Origin of the sequence: Thermosynechococcus sp. M3746_W2019_013 (assembly GCF_015296045.1) — a bacterium.
Classification (GTDB): Bacteria; Cyanobacteriota; Cyanobacteriia; order Thermosynechococcales; family Thermosynechococcaceae; genus Thermosynechococcus.
In genome coordinates, this window is the sequence record NZ_DVDW01000045.1 from 21,983 (window position 1) to 41,996 (window position 20,014).

Genomic DNA, 20,014 nt, shown 5'->3' on the forward strand with positions numbered 1-20,014 from the left:
TTTCTATGTCTGACTGTCTGCGTGTCGGTCAACCCGCCCCCGATTTTGAAGCGGTTGCTGTTTATGACCAAGAGTTCAAAACCATCAAGCTCTCGGACTATCGCGGTAAGTACGTTGTTCTCTTCTTTTATCCCTTGGACTTTACCTTTGTCTGCCCCACGGAAATTGTTGCCTTTAGCGATCGCTACGATGAATTTGCCAAATTGAACACCGAAATCCTTGGCGTGTCTGTGGATAGCCAGTTCTCCCACTTGGCTTGGACACAGACCGATCGCAAAGCTGGTGGTGTCGGCGATCTCAAATATCCCTTGGTGTCTGACCTAAAAAAAGAAATCAGCACTGCCTACAATGTGCTGACCGAAGAAGGGGTGGCCCTGCGCGGCCTGTTCATCATTGACAAAGAAGGGATTATCCAACACGCAACAATCAATAACTTGGCCTTTGGCCGCAGCGTTGATGAGACCCTGCGGGTGCTCCAAGCGATTCAATACGTTCAAACTCACCCCGATGAAGTCTGCCCTGCGGGCTGGCAACCTGGTGACAAAACGATGAACCCTGACCCCGTCAAATCCAAGGTCTATTTTGAAGCAGTGGGCTAATGGTCCCTCTTTCTTAGACTGATTCCTTGGGAACCTGCCCTTGAGGTGGGTTCTTTTTTGCTTCGCCAAGACCCGTGGGAAAACGCTAGGGTGGAACAAGAGGGGTTTTGCCGAATAGGGAGGCAAACATGACGGTTGATCGCCGCCTGATGCAGGCTGTAGACACACTGGGGTACCGAGTTACCGCAGGGGATGTGGCGGGTACAGTGGGATTACCGCTACAAACGGCCGAAAAAGGATTAATGGCCCTGGCTGCCGATGTTGGGGGAACGCTGCAAGTGGCCGAAAGCGGCGATATTGTCTACGTCTTCCCAAGAAATTTCCGCAGTATCCTGCAAGCAAAATACTGGCAACTGCGCCTGCGGGCGGTAGCGCAGCGGGTTTGGGGCATAGTTTTCTATCTCATTCGCATTTCCTTTGGCATTTTTCTCATTATTTCGATTGTCCTGATTTTTCTGGCGATCGCCATCATTTTGATTGCCCTTTCCAGTCAAGGGCGAGATGGTGACGATCGCGGCCAAGACAGCTCTTGGGGGGGCGGTGGCATCAATTTTTGGGTCTTTCCTGACTTTTGGTATTTCTTTGGCGATCCTTTCCCCCAGCGATCGCGCTCCCCATCAAGGGAAAATGGCGAGGAAATGAGCTTCTTTGAGGGGGTCTATTCCTTCCTCTTTGGCGATGGCAATCCCAATGCTGACCTTGAAGAACGCCGCTGGCAACTGATTGGCCAGGTCATTCGCAACAATGGCGGGGCAGTTACGGCAGAGCAAATTGCCCCCTATCTCGATTTAGAAACCAATCCGGGGGACGATGAGTGGTACATGCTGCCTGTGCTCACCCACTTTAATGGTCGTCCGCAGGTTACAGAGACAGGGCAAATTATCTATTGCTTTCCTGAGTTACAAACGACGGCGCAAACTCGCCAAGGGCCACAGCCGACACTTCCCCCCATCTTGGAGGAGCAGCTCTGGCGCTTTAGTCGGGCGCCCGCTTGGCAAGTTATGGTGGCCATTGGCTTGGGCTGTGTCAATCTCATCGGTGCACTGATGCTGTGGTACCTGCTGGGAGATGGGGCGATCGCCCAAGAGCTGGGGGGACTGGTGGCCTTTGTTGCCTCGATCTTTTGGATTTTACTTGGCTATGGCATTGGCTTTTTGGGGGTTCCCTTGGGGCGGTACTACTGGTTACTGTGGCAAAATCAACGCATTCGCGATCGCAATGCCCGCCGCTACCACTTCGCTAATCTCTTGGCCAATCCCACACCCCAGTTGCGTGCCAAATTACGGGCCGCTCAAGCCTATGCCCAGCAGCGGCAAATCCGTGAACAGGATGTCATTTATCGCTCAGATCAGGATTTAGTGGAGCAGGAACTCCCCCAATCGGAAGCCATTGATCGCGAGTGGTTACGCCGCCTGGAATCGGAATAGATCATGACCCGCTCTGCTCTACGCCGAGTAGCTGCCACAGGGAATCTCGAGGCCATTCAAGCCCTCCTAGCAGCGGCCCTTGCCCCCCAGGGGATAGGGGTCACAGTGGGTCAGCAGCCAGAATCTCTCCTGTTGCGCCTGCAGTGTCCAACGGCTGTCCCGGCTGCGATTGTGCTAACACTACTTGCTCGCGAACTGATCCATTGGCCAAGCTATGCCCACAGTAGTCTCCTGATCACAGCCTCCCAAGACAGCAACGATCTCTGGGAAGCGGTGCTTGACCTGACCCGTCCCCATGAGTTACTGCGCCTTGCCAAGGGGGAGCACCTGCGTCAGCAGCTCCCCACCCCTCCCCGCAGGGAGGAGTTTGGCATTCCTGTACAACCCCTCAGCACCCAAGATGGGCAAGTGATCGCAGCCGGGTTGGGTCTATCGCTTTTGCTCCTTGCTTCAGAGCAGGTGACATTTTTGCTCAGTCCGCTGGTGACTCTGGTTCACGAGCTGGGTCATGCAGTGATGGCGTGGTTCTTTGGCTATCCAGCGGTTCCGGCCTTTGATTTTCGCTACGGTGGTGGCGTCACCCTCCATGGCGATCGCGCAGGGGGTTTTGTCCTGCTCATCTATGCAGGATTACTGGCCTTGGCCTATTTCTACCGTCAAAATCGGCTTACCCTTATTTGCCTTGGGGTCTTGACGCTGCTCTACAGCCTTGTGGCCTTTAGTCCTATCCATGAAATGCTTTTTGTGGCCATGGGGCATGGCTTTGAACTGATTTTTGCCGTGATTTTTCTCTACCGTGCCCTCAGTGGTTGGGGGTGCCGCTACCCCGTTGAACGTCCCCTCTACAGTATGCTGGGGTTTTTCATTGTGTTTTTTAATATGCGCTTTGCTTGGCAGTTGCAGTTTAATCCTGTGTTTCGGGAGATGTACCTCATGGGTAAGGGGGGCATTGATCACGACTTTGTTCGCCTTGCCCGCGACTTTTTCCACACCGATTTAGCCACCGTGGTCGGTCTCTACGGCTTTTTTGTGGTTCTGACACCGGCGATCGCCTTCCTGCTCTATCGTTATCGCCAGCTCATGCTGTACCTATTGATTCGCCTCTTTTTCTCTAAGGGCTAGAGGCTACTCCCCTTGGCCACCTCAGCAGGTGCCAAACTAGGGGAAGATAGAAGTGGTCAACCATTGGGAATTGCTCAAAGATGTCCCTAACCCCTGGGGCGATCGCTCCCCCCTTTGAACTGGCGGATGCCACTGGTCAGCTGGTGCGTTTGGCTGACTTTCAAGGTCAGTGGGTGATTCTCTATTTCTATCCCCGTGACAATACCCCTGGCTGCACCAAAGAAGCCCGCGCCTACCGTGAGGTTAGTGCCACTTTGGGCGATCGCAACGTCGTTATCTTAGGCATCAGCCCCGACAGTGTCGCCTCCCACGCCAAATTCCAGCAAAAGCTCGACTTGCCCTTTCGGCTGCTGGCAGATGGGGATGCCAAGGTTGCCCAGGCCTACGGCAGCTATGGCCCGAAAAAGTTCCTGGGCAAGGAATATCTGGGTGTCTATCGGGATACGTTTCTCATCGATCCCACGGGTAAAATTGCCGCCATTTATCGGCGGGTCAAACCCGATGCCCACGTGGCGCAAGTGCTAGCGGATCTGGAGCGGCTGCAAGGGTGAGTGGGTTTTGGCGAGTTCTACGCTTTTTCCTGAAGGGATTCTGGCGGCATCCCTTTGTGGCGGTGTCAGTCATTGCCTTGACCGCAGGCGATCGCCTGATTTTGGTGCAACGCCGCGATACCGGTCAATGGTCGCTGCCCGGGGGTATGATGGATTGGGGAGAAACCATTCTTGAGACGGGCGCCCGCGAACTGGCAGAAGAAACAGGGCTGCGCCTCCAGAGCTTTGAAGGCCTAGTGGGGGTTTACTCTGACCCGAAGCGAGATCCCCGTGTCCATGCCGTGTGTATCGCGATCGCTGCCCGGGTGGTTGGTGAGCCGCAGGTGTTGGACGCCAAGGAAGTGCGGGCAGTAGAGGCTTTTCCCCTGAGTGACCTGCCTTTAGCCGATCTAGCCCACGACCATGCCCGACAGTTACAGGACTATTTGAGTGGACATCTAGGATTGACCTAGGCACTCGAGAACATTCTCCAAGATTGGGCGCCGCTTCCAAACAATGAGCAGCGAAAAGTAGGGCAGGGTTAACTCTGGATAGTTTGTAAGGGGGGTGTAGATTTGTTGTTTGGGCGTTGTTGCCCAGCTCACCACTGCCGCCTGTTCCAAGAGATTATGTTCCTTGAGCCAATGCCAGACGGAGCCATACACCGATCGCACCTTCATTAAAACCACCACCTCTGCCCATGCCCATACCCGTGGGAGCTCATCCCCGTGGTACATCGCTGGCAAAATCGCTAGGCGCTCCCTCCCCAAGGTGAGGGGCACCCCTAAACTGGCCGCTGCTGCCAAGGGGGAGCAAACTCCCGGAATCACCTCAAGGGCAATATGGGGGTCAAGGTTCTGGACGGCTGCTGCTAGATAGGAAAACGTACTGTAGAAACTAACATCCCCCTCAGACACAAAGACCACATCAGTGCCCTGAGCAAGGTATGCATAGACTTGATCGGCTGCCTTTTGCCATGCCCGTTTTAAGATATCTTGCTCAAGAACATAGGGGAACTCGAGGGGAAGGTAAATTTGCTGGGGTTGTTTGTAGGGAGAAATAATCTCCTCGGCAATACCACGCCGTTTCTGTAGCCCCGCCGGAAAAGCAATCACCCTTGCTTGTTGTAGGCGTCGCCAACCTTTAAGGGTAATGAGTTCGGGATCGCCAGGTCCTATGCCAATGCCGCAAAGAGTGGTCACTAGCCCCATCCCCACCAGTGCCCAAGCTGATACACACTGCCACTGACGACCCACGCCATTACCAAGGCATAGAGGATAGCAAAAATTGTAAACTGCTTGCGTTTGGATTCACTCCAGAGGGTGGCAAGGGTGCTGAGACAGGGGGTATAGAGGAGAGTAAAAAGCATAAAGCTGTAGGCCTGCAGCGGGGTCAAGTCCTGGGCGATCGCCTGCTGTAGGGAGGTACCCGAAAGGTGATAGATAACTGCCAACGCGCCAATGACAATTTCCTTGGCCACAAAACCGACAATGAGGGCGATCGTCAGTTCAGGGGTAATGCCCGCCGGTGCTAAAAGCGGTTGTAGCGCTCTTCCCAGTTGGCCCGCCCAGGTTTCTGGGCTGGCGGGCGTTGCATTCAAGGGCAAATGGGTCAATGCCCACACCCCTAAGACACCGATCATAATGAAGCCCGTTGCCCGCGAGAGAAAGTGCCGCACCTCGCCCCACGCCCGCAGGAGCACCTGTTGTGCCGTCGGCCAACGATAGGGGGGCAACTCCAGCAAAAAGGGATCCGTATTCGGGAAATAGCCCTGAAAACAGAGGGCAGTGAACAAGGCTGCAAGGATGCTCCAACCATAGAGGGACAGCAGGACGGCTGCCCCCCACTGCGGTGGAAACAAGCAGGCAATGAGAAAGACAAACACCTGTAGCCGTGCTGAACAGAGGGAAAAGGGAATGATCAGCATTGTCAGCAGCCGCAGCCCCGGCGAGCGAATAATCCGGGTGGCCATCAAGGCCGGCACATTGCAGCCAAAGCCCATCAAGCTGAGAACAAAACTGCGGCCGTCCAAACCCAAGCGTGCCATCAAGCCATCCATGAGATAAGCAGCACGGGCCAGGTAGCCACTGTCCTCGACGATCGCCATCACAATAAAGAAGATGGTTACTAAGGGCACAAACGCTGCCACTGTGGTCATGCCGCCATAGATGCCCTCGATTAGCAAACTGCTGAGCAAGGGGGGAAGCCCTGCGAAGAATGGCGCCAGCACCTGTGCCTGAAAGGCTTCAAAGGTGTCACTGAGCCAGCCTTGAAGCCCTAGGCCCAGTACCCACACCCCTTGAAAGACAAGGTATAGCCCCCCAAAAAAGAGGGGCAATCCCCACAGGGGGTGTAGCAACCAGTGATCCAATTGCTCGGTTAGTCTGCGAACGGTGCGACTGGGGAAAGTGACGGTGTCCGCCAATAGGGGGGCGATCGCTCCCAAATCAAGCTCTGGTAACGTTGGCTGGAGGAGCGGGTTTTGGGGAATAGGTGCTTCCTTGAGAGCATGGCAAATGGTTTCGTAGGCCTCCCAATAGCCACCACCGTATTTGGCACTGAGAGCAACGACGGGCACCCCCAGGCGATCGCTCAACTTCTCAGTATTAATCTGAATCCCCAGTTGCCGAGCTTCATCAGCCATATTCAAAAGCACCACCATGGGTAGCCCCCAAGCCTTCACCTGAAGGGCTAAGGCCAATTGATGCTGAATCTGACTGGCATTGAGAATCACTAACACCAACCGCACCGGCACGCGTTGGAAAAACTCACGCACAATGGTTTCATCGGCAGCTGTCCCCGCCAGATCGTAGATGCCCGGTAAATCCACCAGCTTAACCCTCTCACCATTGAGGAAAATCTCGGCTTCTGCTAAGTCCACGGTAATCCCCGGCCAGTTGCCCACATGGGCACGGGCAGCAGCAATGCGATTGAAAAATGTCGATTTACCAGTGTTGGGGAGCCCCAGAAGGGCGATCGTGCTGGGGGTCATTGGCGTGGCTGTGAAGATTGCAGTTCGAAGGTACCCGTGTCGCCATTATTTAGGGGAATGAGCAGACGACTCAGGAAGCGGCCATCTTCTAACTTATACATGTCGAGGCTGTAGCCTAGGCGTTGACAAAGATGGCAGCAAATTTTGAGGTGGCGCCCGGGGGGCTGATCAAGGCTAGAGGGAGCAAGCCAGTCAAGATGCTCCAGTTGGTGCAGTTTAATGAGTAACTGTGGCTCCACTTCCCCATTGTCGGTAATGGAGAGTTCCAGCCAAGACTCCATTTTCCCCCCCTGACCCATACCTTCCATTTGCTGGCACCAAATGTCAATGCGGCCTTGGGAGGGCGATCGCTGGCAGGCAAAAAGCAGCAATTCATAGAGGATTAACTCCAGCTTGCTAAGGTCACCATTGAGGGTGAGCACAGGTTGATTGTGAACTTGAATCCACAGTTGTTTGCGCTGCTTCCAGTTTTCAATGCGATCCATCACTCGCTTGAGGACTACCGCTAGGCCGGCTGTCTGGGTGGCTTTGTCCAGTTGCCACACCTCATGGCTCAAGAGAGGATGGAGAGATTCCAGCTGGGTTTGCAGGAGCGTGCCCAACCGCCGCAGCAGTGAATCTGCCTCGGGGTGCTGCTGAACCCATTGCGTCAACTGATTGCAGAGACTCGCGAGTTGACCATAGACCTGTTCAAGGCGACGGTGTTTGTACCAGTTGAGGGTTTCAAGGGTCTGCCAGCCTTGGGTGAGCATCTGAATGAGGGAGGTGCTGCGGTGTGCCCAAGCTAAATGGTTGACAAGGGTAATGAAGGCCTCTAGGTGCAAGGTTGACCAGAGGCGATCGCGGCGATCGGCAACAATCAGCACTCCCGAAGGTTCATATTCTGGATCAGTGCGCAGGGCGATCGCCAAAATCTGGCCCATGTCTGGGCCTGACAGCCACTCACGGGTACGGGGATCCAGTTCAGCGGCCGTGGTTTGAATCAACCAAGCGTAGGGATTGCCACTGACGTCGGCTTGGGAGGCCATCAGGGCACTGTGGATCAAGGGATCCTCGTAGATAGCAATCTCAGTGTTGTTGCGAATGGCAAACTTGGGATGGCTGGGGGGCGGTGCCACAATTGAGCCAACGGTTTGACCGGGTCGCCAAGTCACTAAAGCCACAAGGGGCACCTGCATCAAATTCATGAGCTGCTGCAAGCCCGTCATTTCAAGACGCTCGAGGTTTTGGGTGCGTTGCAGGGCCCTTAACCCCGCCAACATTGCCGATCGTACCTGCTCCTGCTGCGTATTGGTGTTTTGCAGTTGCCACTGATGGCTAATCAGGCCAAGGATACGAGCCACCTCCTGCACAAGAGTTTGCTGACTTTTGCCCCAAACGGTGGGTTCAGTGCGCCCCGCCAGCAGCAGCGCCTCCAAGGAATGGCCAGGGGTGGTGGTTGCCACCAGAAGGGACTGGATATTCAGCTTGCTGAGAACCTCCCTCCAAGAGTAAAGGCGCAATTCATTGCTGTAGTCCTCAAGGGCAATGGCGGTTGTGGCTGTTTCCAGAAGCTGCCAATCCATTTTTGGCAATGGCGGGAAGGGCGGATGGCGATCGCGCCCCCGGGGAGCGGGATACTGAAACAGGACATCAAAGGCTTGGGTCAGGGAGTTATAGGTCAGCAAAAAGACCCACTGCGCCCCTAGATCCGCCGCTAACTTTTCGCCCGCCCGGTGGAGCACCCGCCTCCAGTCCTGCTCCTCACAGATGGCTTGAGCCAACTCACTCGCCAAGCTTTGGGCATGCCGGGTTTGGGCCAAGAGATGTTCCAGGCGTTCAGTGGGCGCTGCCAAGGCCAATAGCTCTGCGGTGACTTGCAGGAGTTTCTTCTCGTTGTCGTTCCAAGGGTAAGGCTCATTGCGCTCGAATGTGAGAAAGCCCACGACATCCGTGCCCACCAGAATCGGGGTTGCCAGAAGGGCACGGCAGTTGAGCATTTGCATCAGCCGCAAGGGTGCGGTGGCACTGACGACACTTTGACTATCGCTGACGCTCACGATTTGGCCACTGGCAAAGGCAGTATAACAACCGGCTAACTCCTGCTGCGTAATCGCTAGGGGTTGCCGCTGGCTCTCGCGGCCCTGGGGTTTACCCACAGTGTAACTACGCCGCCGATAGAGGGGTTGCTCCAAATCTCGCCAAAAGAGGCTGGTACGTTGAGGTTGAGAAAATTGGTGTACTGCCAGCAACAGCGCTTCAATACGTTGGCCGAAGCTATTGGCACGGCTGGCCTCCTGCAGCAGATGGCGTATGGGGTCATCACTGGTAATTGTGGGAGCAGCCGCTTGCTTTGCTTCTGGTACCGCTTTCGTTGCTTTGGTCGCTGTTAGGCGTTCCAGTTCCGGGCCCAGGGCACTGACTAGGAGGCTCATGTGGGCCAAATCATCTCCCCGCAGTGTATCGCCCCATGTGGTGGAGCCAATTATAAGAATGCCAAGGGGTTGACGATGGCGGACAATGGGATAGATAGCGGTGCCTTCAATACCCAAACGGGTAGCGGCTTCCCGTAATTCTCCTAGGCGAGGTTCTTCCTTGAGACTGGGCAAACTAATGGGCTTGCGGTTCATCAACACCTGATCGAGAAGGCTGCCTGCAGCAAGGGTCAGTTTCTGTTTGAGAAAGGGATGATCACCGAGGGGCGTTGTGCCCCCTTGGCCAATGAGTTGTTTGGAGCCTTCATTGTACAGCCCCAACCAAAGAAAGGACATGCCAAGGGCTTCTTGGGCAAAGCTCACCAAAGGAGCAATGAGTCCCCCAATTTGCTCTTGCTGTTGTAACTGTTTGATGGTGTTGACCAGTGCCGCCAAGGGGGGGCTGACCTTCGGGGATTTCGCAGAGGTCATAGGGGCGATCGCAACCGAGAAGGATGTTTTCTATTGTAAACTTTGCTCCTTCGCAATCCTGTGCTCGAGTTCACAGCAGGCAAGGAGAAAGTCGGGGGGCACAGGGGCAGGCCATGTACCCTCAACACGGCGATCGCCCAACACAATCAGATGCAGGCTATAGGCATGGGGATAGCCCTCCAATTCCAAGTGCACCGCGTCGTTGCTACCACTGAGGGTAATCATTTCCTCGGGCATCAATTCCGGGGCGATCGCCTGCAGCTGCCCATGGAGTTGGCGAAATAACTCCACAAATGCCCTAAACTCGCTGTCAGTGAGTTCGGTGGCCCAATCCTCTGCCCCCACTAGACCTGCATAGTGTTGATCACTGCGCCGGCCCACCCGCCAGCCTTGTCCGACTCGCAGTTCCATCGGCCAACCCTCTACAACGGGGGTACGAGGCTACTGTTGCCGCCAAAGAGTGCCCAAGACAGGAAAAAGTTGAGAATAAAAATGGCCAGGAGCGAGATCACCACCGCCGCCGTGGTGGATTGACCGACGCCCTTGGCGCCCCCTGTGGTTGTAATGCCCCAATTGCAGCCAATGATGGCCACCACACCACCAAAAATGCCCGATTTGATAATTGAGCTCCAAAGATCCCAAGTTTGCAGAAAGTTCTGAATGGACTCAATATAGATCGCCCGGGGAATACCGTAGAGATAATCAGCAATAATCAAGCCCCCCCACAAGCCCGTTACCAGGGCTAAGATATTAAGAATTGGCAACATGAGCACACAGGCAATAAACCGTGGCACCACCAAGTAATCTACGGGATCAGTGCCTAACATATAGAGGGCGTCAATCTGCTCAGTGACTTTCATAGTCCCAATTTCAGCCGCAAAGGCGGAGCCCACCCGCCCGGCGAGCACCACTGCTGTCAGCACAGGCCCTAGTTCCCGTGCAAGGGCGATCGCCAGCACCCCACCTACCGCAGAGGTGGCACCAAAGGTAATAAATTCACGGGCGACCTGAATCGTAAACACCATACCCACAAAAGCGGCTGTAATCAGGGCAACACTGAGGGAAGCAGGCCCCACCAAAGCCATTTGCTCAATCAAGTTCCGCAGAGCAATCCGCCCCCGCAGCAAATGATAGGTGACTTGACCCGCTAAGAGAAAGGCTGTACCCAAGCGTTGTACACCCTGACTTGCACGCCAGCGTAGCCGTGGCCACTTCATCGCCTTCATGGTTGCGTCCTAGAAATTACCGGTTTCACCCGCAGCACCATTACCCAAGCCTGAGAGTTTGAGGAAGAGGTTTTTATCCGTTGTGCTCTGATAGACACAGCTAATTTCAGGCTTGGCGTCTAGGTTGCCGACATAGCCAAAGGTATTCAGCCGTTGGCGACAACTGCGCAACTGTTCACCCGTAATGAGTTGTCGCTGTTCTAGGAGGGCAACGTTATTGGCCCGCAGAACACAGCCCGGTTGCATAGAGGGTTGGGACACAAAAACTGAAAAGGGATTAAAGGTCACAAAAATCCGCGTATCCACCGCGATCGCGCTCGCACCAAATTGCACGCAAATATCGGGATTGGGTGCTGCTTGATCAATAAACTGCGTCGAGGCCACATTATCGGGGTTAAGGGTCGTGGTTTTGCTAAAGGTGACGCCAACGCCAACCCCAATAATGAAAACGCCACCTAAGATTGCCAAGGTACGGGTGTTCACCGCTGACTTGGATTCTGGCTCTGGCGGACGACGAGTTTGGGGACGGGGACGCGGTGGAGATGGCGAACGTCGAGGCATAGCAGCAAAAGTGAACAGCACTTCCCTACCAGTATGCCCTTATAAGGAAGAGTTTGCCTGCCCCCCCGCCTGTTTTGGCTTGGCCTTGTTCACTTTCAGGACTCGCCCTAGCCATGTAGCACCATCAAGATCATCAATGGCAACGGCCTCCTGAGTTTCATCTGCCAGTTCAACAAAAGCAAAGCCCCGTCGCTTACCGGTTTCGCGATCCACCGGCAACACAATCCGGCGAATGGCACCATATTTTTCAAAAACTTCGCGAAGATCGTTTTCAGTGGCCTCGTAGGAGAGGTTGCCGATGTACAGTGTCATAACCCGAACTCAGACGCAATTTGACAATCATGATAGCCTTTTGCCTTGATTTCTCTGTGCGATCCAGGCTACACAACCGAGGACTTTGCAAAGAAAATTAACGTTTTCTATCGGACTTAAAATATATGGAGATTAAAAAGAAATTAATCCTTCCCTCTCAGTCAACTGTAATAGCTGACTACAGCAGTTCAGGCAAAAAAACAGGCGCCCTCAGGGCGCCTAGGAAAAGTGGATTATGGTTTGGATTATGGTTGAATGTTGGGCTTCACACAGCAGCCAGTGACGACCAGCTTAGCATTTAGCACCGCCGTATCGTCTTGAACCAGGAAGCTCAGCCGGTAGCCGTTCAGCCAAGAGGGCGCAATCGGAATCGTGAGGGTTGTTGTCGTGCCGGCACTCACCCCAGTGTTGGGCCACAGGTACTGCCAGTACAACACACTGCCGTTTTTCCAGAGGGAGATCTTGTCATTACCTGCATCAGGGCTTTGGTGCGATTGGCCATTCTGTAGCGCCTTGACGGTGACCACTAGCTTAGCCTTTTGCACCTCGCAGCAGCATTCTTTGCAGCCCTGCCACTGGAAAGTATGCCGCACTTGGCGGTTTGGTGTCGTACCGTTGAAGTTCGGCTCTATCCATTGCGGACCGGGTGTGCTAGGGAAGTCCGGGCCATAGGGCGTGGTGGTCGGGGGCGGGGGCGCCTGGAGGACAATGGTCTTTGGACAGGGCTTTTGGGGAGCACTCTTCAAGTCGGGTGAGGCTTGGCGCTCCTCGATCTCATCGGGTATGGGTAGCGGCTCCGGTTGACGCGGCGGCACAGGTGATTTCAGAAAGGGTGGGGTTTCGAGCTCTGGCGGCGCAACCGGTCCCTCAATCTCGGGTTTATTCGGCAGCGTCCGGTCGTTGATGACGTTTGGGGTAAACATGGGCGGAGGCCCCTTTCGCTTCGAGGGCGTTTGGGCTAGGGAAAGTGTTGCGCCAAAAGTGATAAAAAGAAGAGTAACAATGAAGTTAAGTTTTGTGTTTCTCGAAAGTTTCATAGTCATCTCCTCCTCCCTCCCTACATTGGGGAGGGTCTGATGCAATCAATAATCGGTAATAATACGCAAACCCTTGATGTGGGCGGCTTTAGCAGCTTTTGACGTGCTAGACGCTCCTATGGCCGCTTGTGTTCCTGTTCTTGTTCCCGATGAAATGGTCACTCCTGAGCATTCCGTCAATTTGTGCCTGTGCCACTGCTGGCATACTTCCACCCACAGACCGCGATAAACCTGTCACGATCTAAAGTATCAGCGTTACCTCACTGCCCTGCCCTAGATTGACACCGCAGAATGCTGGTTTAAGCCACTTCTCGTTTCAGGTAGGACAATAGAATGACTGCCTTGGCACGATTGAGCTGGTCACTGTCGGTTTTACTGAGAGCTATTGCCCTTTGGTCAGCCAGTGGGTTGGCGATCGCGGGACCGACACTCCCTTTAGCAGGACAACATCAATTGCCGTTGGCGAATGGACTCTACCTCTTTGGTGAATCTCCCCAACCGCAGCGAGTAGGTCGTAGTTACATTGTCTTTACAGTGCAAGATCGTAAGGTTTACGGGGCGCTTTATCTGCCCAATTCCTCCTTTGATTGTTTTCGGGGTACCGTCGGCGATCGCCAGCTGCAGGTGACGGTTCTGCCTACCTATGAAGAAGAGCCCTACCAAGCAGAAATTGATTTACTCAGTTTCTATAGTTTGCCTCGCTTGAGCCCTAGCGATCGCGCCATTTTGGCCACCTGCGCAGCCGAACCACTACCCATTGTCACCCACACAGGAAGCTAGGTAGAGGTGTTATCATCAGACAGTACCTTTTGCCATTAAATTTTAGATGGTTAAGCTAACCCCGACGCCTGCCTATAGTCTGACCCTGCGATTAGAGACCTCCTTAGATCCGACGGAATTGGGCACTGTTTTGCAGATCATTGGCGGGCAACACGGGCAAGTGGATTCCATTACGCTCATTGAGAAAACCGCCAATAAAATCCTACGGGAACTGGTGGTGGTGGCTGCCAGCCGCGATCATGCTGAGGCCATTGTCAATGCTGTCAAATCTGACACCCAAGCCACAGTGCTAGAGGTGAGCGATCGCACATTTCGCCTCCATGAGGGGGGCAAAATCACCGTTAAAAGCAAGCATCCTCTGCAAGGATATGACGATCTGGCGATGGCCTATACGCCGGGTGTGGGTCGGGTATCCCAGGCGATCGCTGACGATCCAGACTTGGTTCACAAACTCACGATTAAAAGCCATACCATTGCCATTGTCAGTGACGGGAGCGCTGTGTTGGGATTGGGCAATATCGGCCCAGAGGCTGCCCTACCGGTGATGGAGGGCAAAGCGATGCTCTTTCAAGAATTTGCTGGCTTGGACGCGTTTCCCATCTGCTTGGCCACCCAAGAGGTGGATGAAATCGTTGCCACTGTGAAGCGGATTGCCCCTGTCTTTGGGGGCATCAACCTGGAGGATATTAGTGCCCCCCGCTGCTTTGAGATAGAAGCCCGTCTGCAGGAAGAATTGGATATCCCTGTGTTTCACGATGACCAGCATGGCACTGCTATTGTCACCCTCGCTGCCCTCAAAAATGCCCTGCAATTGGTGGGTAAATCCTTAGAAACGGTGCGCATTGTTATTAATGGTGCAGGCGCAGCTGGGATTGCCGTGGCACGACTCCTGCGCAAAGCTGGGGCCAAAGACTTAGTTTTATGTAATCGCCGCGGGATTCTCTCGGTGCAGGCAGACCTAACTCCTGCTCAACAGGAATTTGCTGTTGCCCAAACAGGAACCCTTGCCGATGCCCTTGTGGACGCCGATGTTTTCATTGGCTTGAGTGCCCCTGGCGTCCTCACCGTGGAAATGGTGCAGCGCATGGCCAAGGAAGCGATTGTTTTTGCGATGGCCAATCCCGTTCCGGAAATCCAACCCGAACTCATCTCTAACCATGTGGCGGTGGTGGCTACCGGCCGCAGTGACTATCCGAATCAAATCAACAATGTGCTGGCCTTTCCGGGGGTGTTTAAGGGTACCCTTGCCTGTCGGGCACCGCGAATGACCGAGGAGATGTTCCTCGCGGCAGCGGAGGCGATTGCGGCCTTGGTGAGTCCCTCTGAACTACAGGCCGCCTATATTATTCCCTCGGTGTTTGATCCACGGGTGGCAGCGGCGGTGGCCCAGGCAGTGGAGGCCTGCGGGCGATCGCTGGGGTTAGCGCGTGCCTAGTCTCTATTGCGGGACAGTAAAGGACTGAGTCAGGGTCAGGCCCAAATCCGTATTGGCATCAACAACCACTAGTTGCCGCACGGCCGGATCAATCACACCCCCAATCGTGGCACCGGCGGCAGCACCGGTAATCACTTTTTCGGGCGTAATCTTGCGATCGCCAATCACCGCCGAAGCACCGGTGGCAAGGGCTGCCCCAATTAGGGTATCCCGAATAATTGAAGTTGCCGGACGCTCCTGATTGGTTTCAATGGCTGCGCCCGTTGCTGCTCCCGTAAGGACCTTCAAGGGGGTAATCTTTTGATTGCCCAGCAGGCCAGACAATCCAGCAGCCACCGCTGACCCAATGGCCGCATTGCGGAAGACATTGCCAATGTTGGGGTCACGGGCATCGCGAATGGTGCGAATGATTTGGGAATTGGCGGCGATCGGTAGCTGGCGGTTATTGATCACTACTGTATTCGCCACAAACTGGGAGCCTCCTTGGGCGGGCTGGATCTGGCCAAAAATTTCACTGCCCACGGGAATCACGACTCGACCCCGACTATCGCGGACATCGGCAGCCGTCACCAAGCGCAGGGCAAGCGTTTCACTGGGACTCAGAACAATCCGCTCTGCATCGGGAAAACGAGCCGGAATCTGTTGACCAGCCGGCAGTGCAATGGGTGAAGTGGTGACTGCACCCGCAATGTATTGTGTTGGGACAAGGGCTTGGGCACCGGGGGCACGGGTTGCCTGACAAAGGAATGCCGCAATATCGGCACGGGTGGCCAGTTGATTAGGGCCAAAAACTTGCACATTGGGATAGTTGACCACCACCTGTTTAGCTGTAGCCGCAGCTACACCGGCTCGTCCATAGGCGGGAATCGCAGCCGCATCATTGAACTGGGCTAAGACCCCCTCCACAGAAGGCGGTGTGGGATACTGCAAGCCGCTGGCAAGGGCAACAATTGCCTGAACGCGAGGAATATTTTGATTGGGCTGAAAAACATTGCCGGGGTAGCCACTCAAAAAGCCGGTACGGGTGGCGTTTTGAATCGCACTCGCTGCCCAAAACGTGCTGGGGACATCGTTAAACGTACCGGGGGCGCGTACCACTGGGGCATTGGGAAACGCCTTCCCCAGCATAGCTGCGTATTCAGCCCGCGTGACTGCCGCAAAGGGGCGAAATGTGCCATCGGGATAGCCGCTGATAATGTTGCGATTGGCAAGGTGGTCAATACAGGCCTGTGCCCAAATACCTTGGGTATCGGTAAAACGGGATTGGGCTTGAGCCGGAACAGCGACCAGAAGGGCAAGGGTACTAGAACTCATTAAACCGCAGCTCAGAAGGGCCAAGCTGCGCTGTGCTAGGCTCTGCATTGCAAATCTCTCCAAGTAAGACGGTATTAAAGACTTAGCTGCGAGGGTTGACCCCTCAGCGGCTTTGACAGGGAAAACAGGCCAAGGGGCGACTCTGCTGATTCCTATGGACGCAGCGCTGTAGATTAGGTTCCTTTGGGGGTAGGGGCTTCACTGGGGACAAGAACTGATTCCACTTGGGTATTCATCTGCCAGCCAGAAATAAGGGCCGCCGGCAGTGTGTGGGGTTTGGGGCTGTGGAGCAGGTAAATCAGGCGATCGCCCACTTGCCACTCTTCATTGGCTCGCACCACCCGCAATCCCTCTGGCCGTTCCACCAGGAGGGGAAGCACTTTTCCAGAGCGTATCAAGGCGTCAAGGTGCTGGCGTTGCAATTGCGATCGCTCCTCCTCAATGACCAGTTCCCCAAGACGAACTGCCTCCGTGTTGATATATTGATTCCATTTTTTGATCGACAGTTGTAGGGCAAAGGCTGGACTCAACCCCAAGGGACAATCCTCTAGCTCAAGGGCAGCCAGGACCCGTGGCGGGTGAAATTCTTCGAGGACGCGCTGTGCCAACACGGCATTCACCTCTGTGTTACTGGTAACCGCCAAATAGGTGCCCAACTGGGTAATGCCGGCCTCCTGCAAGATATTCAAGTCAAGGCCACTGCTGAGATAGACGGGCAGGTGGTCACGGCGAGCCTGCTCCACCGCCTCTGGATCGGTGTCAATCATCACTACCTCTTCGCCGCGATCGCGCAAAATCCGCGCCAGCAGCCTACCGAGGGGGGTACAACCGGCAATCATCACCCCTGAAGCCCCTTGGGCACGGACATGCAGTTGAGTGGCCACCCAACGCGCTGTTAAGCCTTGGCCAAACACCGTCATCAGGATCGTTAGAAAGACTTGTCCCTTAATGGCATCCCCGCCACTCATGCCAGCATTGGTCAGGGTAATGGCAAAGAGCGATGCCACCGAGGCCGCCACAATTCCCCGCGGAGCGATCCAACTGAGGAAGGCCTTCTGTTGCCAACTGAGATCACTGCCCCAGGTGCACAGAACCACGCCGAGGGGACGAATGATCAACATCAAACACAAAACCGTGAGCACCCCCGACCAACCCAGCTCCAACAGACCCGCGATCGACAGATCGGCAGCCAAGAGCACAAACAACACTGAAATTGAAAGGGTACTTAATTGTCCCTTAAAGCGGCGCAGCAGTCGCTCCCCCGGCACTTCACCCCAGCGCAGTACCAAGCCGAGAACGACCGCCATCATCAGACCCGACTCGCTCACCAGTTGATCCGAGAGCCAAAACAAGCCCCAAAGAACCGCCAGCACCAGTAAATTGCGGAGATCGTCGGCGAGAAACCAAGCGCGACGCAGAAAACGGCTGAGAAACCAGCCGCCGATGCCCCCCATCAAGGCACCTACAGCCAAGCGCTGACCAATACCAAGGGCGATCGCCCCCATGCCGAGGTCTTGATTGAGCACTACGTTCAGCACGACGACCGCCAGAATGGCACCAATGGGGTCAATGAGCACACCTTCCCCTTCCAGAATCACCGCCAACTTGTGCTCAACACCCACTTGGCGCAACAGGGGACCCACAACCGTCGGTCCCGTCACCACCACAAGGGAGGCATAGAGAAACGCCAGTTGCCAAGGGAACTCACCAATCCAGTGGGCAGCCATTGCCCCAGCCACAAACGTCATCAATCCCCCCACCGTCACTAGCTTCCACAGGCTACCTGTAATATCTTGGTCGGCACGACTGAGATCTAAGCTCAGCCCCCCTTCAAAAAGAATGAGTGCGACACAGAGGGGAACCAAAACTTCTATGCCCTCCCCTAACACTTCGGGATGAACCCATCCCAAGCCACTTGGCCCTGAGAGAATTCCTACCAGTAACAACAGGACAATACTGGGCAGCCGTAGCCAGTGAGCAGCCACTTGGGCACCAATGCCCAGAACAACTGTGATCACGAACAAGGCGGTGAGTTCGGCACTACTTTCCATCGCAGCCTCCACAGAGGTTTAGGCGTTTAGGGCTAGACTGGCGGGCAAGCATTCCTCCTTGTTTTATGTCAAAGTTCAATACTGGACCGTTGCATTTGTTACACCCCATGGCAGGGGAACCTGATTACAGGATACTGGAAGTCCTTGGGCACTGCCAATTTCAGTTAATTTTGCTAAGGTTTGCCTCCAGAAAGGGGCTACAGCGCGCTTTGGGATCGCCACCAGAGCCAGGCCGCTGCACCACAGAGGGTACAGTTGCCAAAGAATGTGAGCAGGGCTTGCAAATCCACCAACCAAGCTAGTGTCACTGCATTATCGAAGTAATGCCACGTACAGGCACACATGGCACTCACTAAAGCCGGTAGCATTGCCCAGGCTAACCATCGCCATCCTTGCTCTGGACAGCGGCGATCCAGTTGTGCCACAAACCAAATGGCTGCCATCCACTCCAGCACACTGGAAATATGCACCATCCACGTGGGAATTGATAGAGCGTGCATTAGGACTCTGGATAGATGAGGATTTTGTAAGTTTCCGGGGTGGGATGCACTGCCCGTTCCACTGCCTCAGCTAGTTGAGCCAAGGGATAGCGATCGCTGACGAGGGTTTTGACGTCAATACGGCGGTTAAAGATAATGTCGCAGGCAAGGGACTGCAAGCGATAGGAGGAACTGTAGCTCCCCATGAGGTCAATCTCGCGCCGGTAGAGAATGTTGGGATTGAGGGGAATCTCCACTTCATCGGGAAACTCCGCAAAAAACAGGATTTTGCCCCCCTTGCGCGTACACTCTAGGGCTTGGCAAAAGGCTTTTTCACTGGGGACCGCCAAGAGACTGACATCTACCCCCAAGCCTTGGGTCAGGGCCTGCACCTTGGCACTCAGATCCGGATCGCGGGCATCAAAGGCAGCAGCAGCCCCCACTTCTTTGGCTTTAGCAATCCGCGAGGGTAGGAGATCGGTGGCGATCGCCCGCGCTCCAAAGAGATTCACCAACATAATGAACATCAGACCAATAGGCCCTACTCCCGTAATCAACACCGTTTGACCGGGAGCGATCGCCGCTTTCTTCACTGCCTTGAGACAACAGTTGGTGGGTTCAATGAAGCTGGCTTCCTCATTGCTAATATGATCGGGAATGGGAATCAGTCCCCCATGCTGCACGATGTGTCCCGGCACTTTCACATACTCAGCGAAGCCACCACCACTGGGAATAAAGCCTGCCGTTGTCGTTACTGTTTTATAAACATGACACATGGAGTAGTTTTCGTTCAAACAGTAGGCGCAGCGCATACAGGGGATGTGGTGCATGACCACCACCCGCTGACCCACTTGCCAACCCGTCACCGCATCGCCCACCGCGGCAATTTCACCCACTGTTTCATGGCCAAAAATACGGGGCGGCTCATAGAGGGGATAGCGAATTTTCTTGATGTCCGATTGGCACAACCCAACCACCCTGACCCGCACTAATACTTCATCAGCAGCAATTTCAGGAATCGGAATCTCTTCGTAGCTGAGTTGATTTACCCCTCGGAACACTTGGGCTTTCATTGAGACCTTTGCAAACTCGTCACCCCTAAAGATAATTGTCCCTTGCGCTGAGAGCAAGTCTTGATGATATCGCTTTTTGACTTCACGCAAAGGAGAACCCTGGTGCTTTTGCTGCGGATAAACCAACACTCAACTGAGGTGACTTGCATTGTGCTGTGCTCAACGCCTTACGGCATCAGAGGTAGAGGCAC

19 protein-coding genes are annotated in these 20,014 nt (G+C 54.7%); 7 read left to right on the plus strand and 12 right to left on the minus strand.

The window, feature by feature from the left end; translation table 11 throughout:
• Positions 1-5 precede the first annotated feature (5 nt).
• The 5 genes from IGQ16_RS08225 (at position 6) to IGQ16_RS08245 (ending at position 4,151) form a co-directional block, all read left to right on the plus strand.
• Entirely contained in the window at positions 6-599 is a 594-nt protein-coding gene (locus tag IGQ16_RS08225) for a peroxiredoxin (protein WP_297060994.1), read from the plus strand.
• A gap of 128 nt (positions 600-727) precedes the next feature.
• A complete protein-coding gene (locus IGQ16_RS08230; RefSeq protein WP_297060996.1) occupies positions 728-2,026 on the plus strand; it encodes a hypothetical protein in 1,299 nt (432 codons plus the stop codon).
• Positions 2,027-2,029: 3 nt separating this feature from the next.
• On the plus strand, positions 2,030-3,148 hold the full coding sequence (locus tag IGQ16_RS08235; protein WP_297060998.1) for a hypothetical protein: 1,119 nt from the start codon (positions 2,030-2,032) through the stop codon (positions 3,146-3,148).
• 80 nt (positions 3,149-3,228) lie between these two features.
• Entirely contained in the window at positions 3,229-3,699 is a 471-nt protein-coding gene (gene bcp, locus IGQ16_RS08240) for a thioredoxin-dependent thiol peroxidase (protein WP_024124309.1), read from the plus strand.
• Entirely contained in the window at positions 3,696-4,151 is a 456-nt protein-coding gene (locus IGQ16_RS08245) for an NUDIX hydrolase (RefSeq protein ID WP_297060999.1), read from the plus strand. Before bcp ends, IGQ16_RS08245 begins: the two co-directional genes overlap by 4 nt.
• On the opposite strand, the gene IGQ16_RS08250 is transcribed toward IGQ16_RS08245, so the two are convergent.
• From IGQ16_RS08250 to IGQ16_RS08285, 8 genes are all read right to left on the minus strand, one after another.
• Complete coding sequence (locus IGQ16_RS08250; protein WP_024124307.1) at positions 4,137-4,889, minus strand: precorrin-2 C(20)-methyltransferase; 753 nt, start codon at positions 4,887-4,889, stop codon at positions 4,137-4,139. The two genes, IGQ16_RS08245 and IGQ16_RS08250, sit on opposite strands and share 15 nt — an antisense overlap.
• A complete protein-coding gene (feoB, locus tag IGQ16_RS08255) occupies positions 4,880-6,670 on the minus strand; it encodes a ferrous iron transport protein B (protein ID WP_297061002.1) in 1,791 nt (596 codons plus the stop codon). Before feoB ends, IGQ16_RS08250 begins: the two co-directional genes overlap by 10 nt.
• Complete coding sequence (locus IGQ16_RS08260; RefSeq protein WP_297061004.1) at positions 6,667-9,555, minus strand: GAF domain-containing protein; 2,889 nt, start codon at positions 9,553-9,555, stop codon at positions 6,667-6,669. Before IGQ16_RS08260 ends, feoB begins: the two co-directional genes overlap by 4 nt.
• Before the next feature lie 30 nt (positions 9,556-9,585).
• The gene (locus IGQ16_RS08265; RefSeq protein ID WP_024124304.1) at positions 9,586-9,966 is read right to left on the minus strand and encodes a DUF1818 family protein; all 381 of its coding nucleotides are present in this window, start codon (positions 9,964-9,966) and stop codon (positions 9,586-9,588) included.
• Positions 9,967-9,977: 11 nt separating this feature from the next.
• Entirely contained in the window at positions 9,978-10,772 is a 795-nt protein-coding gene (locus IGQ16_RS08270; protein ID WP_051372878.1) for an MlaE family lipid ABC transporter permease subunit, read from the minus strand.
• A gap of 18 nt (positions 10,773-10,790) precedes the next feature.
• Positions 10,791-11,342 carry a DUF3172 domain-containing protein gene (locus IGQ16_RS08275; RefSeq protein WP_024124302.1) on the minus strand — a complete coding sequence of 184 codons (552 nt, stop codon included), beginning with the start codon at positions 11,340-11,342 and terminating at the stop codon, positions 10,791-10,793.
• A 39-nt stretch (positions 11,343-11,381) separates the two neighbouring features.
• A complete protein-coding gene (locus tag IGQ16_RS08280; protein WP_024124301.1) occupies positions 11,382-11,654 on the minus strand; it encodes an RNA-binding protein in 273 nt (90 codons plus the stop codon).
• A gap of 245 nt (positions 11,655-11,899) precedes the next feature.
• Positions 11,900-12,577, minus strand: a complete 678-nt coding sequence (locus tag IGQ16_RS08285) for a hypothetical protein (RefSeq protein WP_297061006.1) — start codon at positions 12,575-12,577, stop codon at positions 11,900-11,902.
• 447 nt (positions 12,578-13,024) lie between these two features.
• On the opposite strand from IGQ16_RS08285, the gene IGQ16_RS08290 reads away from it, so the two are divergent.
• Together IGQ16_RS08290 and IGQ16_RS08295 are read left to right on the plus strand one after the other, a co-directional pair.
• On the plus strand, positions 13,025-13,471 hold the full coding sequence (locus IGQ16_RS08290; protein WP_297061008.1) for a hypothetical protein: 447 nt from the start codon (positions 13,025-13,027) through the stop codon (positions 13,469-13,471).
• A 46-nt stretch (positions 13,472-13,517) separates the two neighbouring features.
• Complete coding sequence (locus tag IGQ16_RS08295; protein ID WP_297061010.1) at positions 13,518-14,906, plus strand: NAD-dependent malic enzyme; 1,389 nt, start codon at positions 13,518-13,520, stop codon at positions 14,904-14,906.
• Between the two features lie 3 nt (positions 14,907-14,909).
• Here IGQ16_RS08295 and IGQ16_RS08300 read toward each other — a convergent pair whose 3' ends face one another.
• The 4 genes from IGQ16_RS08300 to IGQ16_RS08315 all read right to left on the minus strand — a co-directional run bounded on the left by IGQ16_RS08300 (position 14,910) and on the right by IGQ16_RS08315 (position 19,823).
• Positions 14,910-16,220 (minus strand): S-layer homology domain-containing protein, encoded by a 1,311-nt coding sequence (locus tag IGQ16_RS08300; RefSeq protein ID WP_297061012.1) that lies wholly within the window; start codon positions 16,218-16,220, stop codon positions 14,910-14,912.
• A gap of 173 nt (positions 16,221-16,393) precedes the next feature.
• Complete coding sequence (locus tag IGQ16_RS08305; RefSeq protein ID WP_024124296.1) at positions 16,394-18,271, minus strand: sodium:proton antiporter; 1,878 nt, start codon at positions 18,269-18,271, stop codon at positions 16,394-16,396.
• Positions 18,272-18,468: 197 nt separating this feature from the next.
• The gene (locus IGQ16_RS08310; protein ID WP_041429011.1) at positions 18,469-18,771 is read right to left on the minus strand and encodes a DUF2499 domain-containing protein; all 303 of its coding nucleotides are present in this window, start codon (positions 18,769-18,771) and stop codon (positions 18,469-18,471) included.
• Positions 18,771-19,823 carry a zinc-dependent dehydrogenase gene (locus IGQ16_RS08315; protein WP_297061015.1) on the minus strand — a complete coding sequence of 351 codons (1,053 nt, stop codon included), beginning with the start codon at positions 19,821-19,823 and terminating at the stop codon, positions 18,771-18,773. The genes IGQ16_RS08310 and IGQ16_RS08315 overlap by 1 nt, the downstream gene beginning before the upstream one ends.
• Between the last annotated feature and the right edge of the window lie 191 nt (positions 19,824-20,014).

Coding starts and splice junctions, on each gene's coding strand:
- IGQ16_RS08225 (WP_297060994.1), top strand. CDS start 6: ATGTCTGACTGTCTGCGTGTCGGTCAACCCGCCCCCGATTTTGAAGCG.
- IGQ16_RS08230 (WP_297060996.1), top strand. CDS start 728: ATGACGGTTGATCGCCGCCTGATGCAGGCTGTAGACACACTGGGGTAC.
- IGQ16_RS08235 (WP_297060998.1), top strand. CDS start 2,030: ATGACCCGCTCTGCTCTACGCCGAGTAGCTGCCACAGGGAATCTCGAG.
- bcp (WP_024124309.1), top strand. CDS start 3,229: ATGTCCCTAACCCCTGGGGCGATCGCTCCCCCCTTTGAACTGGCGGAT.
- IGQ16_RS08250 (WP_024124307.1), bottom strand. CDS start 4,889: ATGGGGCTAGTGACCACTCTTTGCGGCATTGGCATAGGACCTGGCGAT.
- feoB (WP_297061002.1), bottom strand. CDS start 6,670: ATGACCCCCAGCACGATCGCCCTTCTGGGGCTCCCCAACACTGGTAAA.
- IGQ16_RS08260 (WP_297061004.1), bottom strand. CDS start 9,555: ATGACCTCTGCGAAATCCCCGAAGGTCAGCCCCCCCTTGGCGGCACTG.
- IGQ16_RS08265 (WP_024124304.1), bottom strand. CDS start 9,966: ATGGAACTGCGAGTCGGACAAGGCTGGCGGGTGGGCCGGCGCAGTGAT.
- IGQ16_RS08270 (WP_051372878.1), bottom strand. CDS start 10,772: ATGAAGTGGCCACGGCTACGCTGGCGTGCAAGTCAGGGTGTACAACGC.
- IGQ16_RS08275 (WP_024124302.1), bottom strand. CDS start 11,342: ATGCCTCGACGTTCGCCATCTCCACCGCGTCCCCGTCCCCAAACTCGT.
- IGQ16_RS08280 (WP_024124301.1), bottom strand. CDS start 11,654: ATGACACTGTACATCGGCAACCTCTCCTACGAGGCCACTGAAAACGAT.
- IGQ16_RS08285 (WP_297061006.1), bottom strand. CDS start 12,577: ATGTTTACCCCAAACGTCATCAACGACCGGACGCTGCCGAATAAACCC.
- IGQ16_RS08290 (WP_297061008.1), top strand. CDS start 13,025: ATGACTGCCTTGGCACGATTGAGCTGGTCACTGTCGGTTTTACTGAGA.
- IGQ16_RS08295 (WP_297061010.1), top strand. CDS start 13,518: ATGGTTAAGCTAACCCCGACGCCTGCCTATAGTCTGACCCTGCGATTA.
- IGQ16_RS08300 (WP_297061012.1), bottom strand. CDS start 16,220: ATGAGTTCTAGTACCCTTGCCCTTCTGGTCGCTGTTCCGGCTCAAGCC.
- IGQ16_RS08305 (WP_024124296.1), bottom strand. CDS start 18,271: ATGGAAAGTAGTGCCGAACTCACCGCCTTGTTCGTGATCACAGTTGTT.
- IGQ16_RS08310 (WP_041429011.1), bottom strand. CDS start 18,771: ATGCACGCTCTATCAATTCCCACGTGGATGGTGCATATTTCCAGTGTG.
- IGQ16_RS08315 (WP_297061015.1), bottom strand. CDS start 19,823: ATGAAAGCCCAAGTGTTCCGAGGGGTAAATCAACTCAGCTACGAAGAG.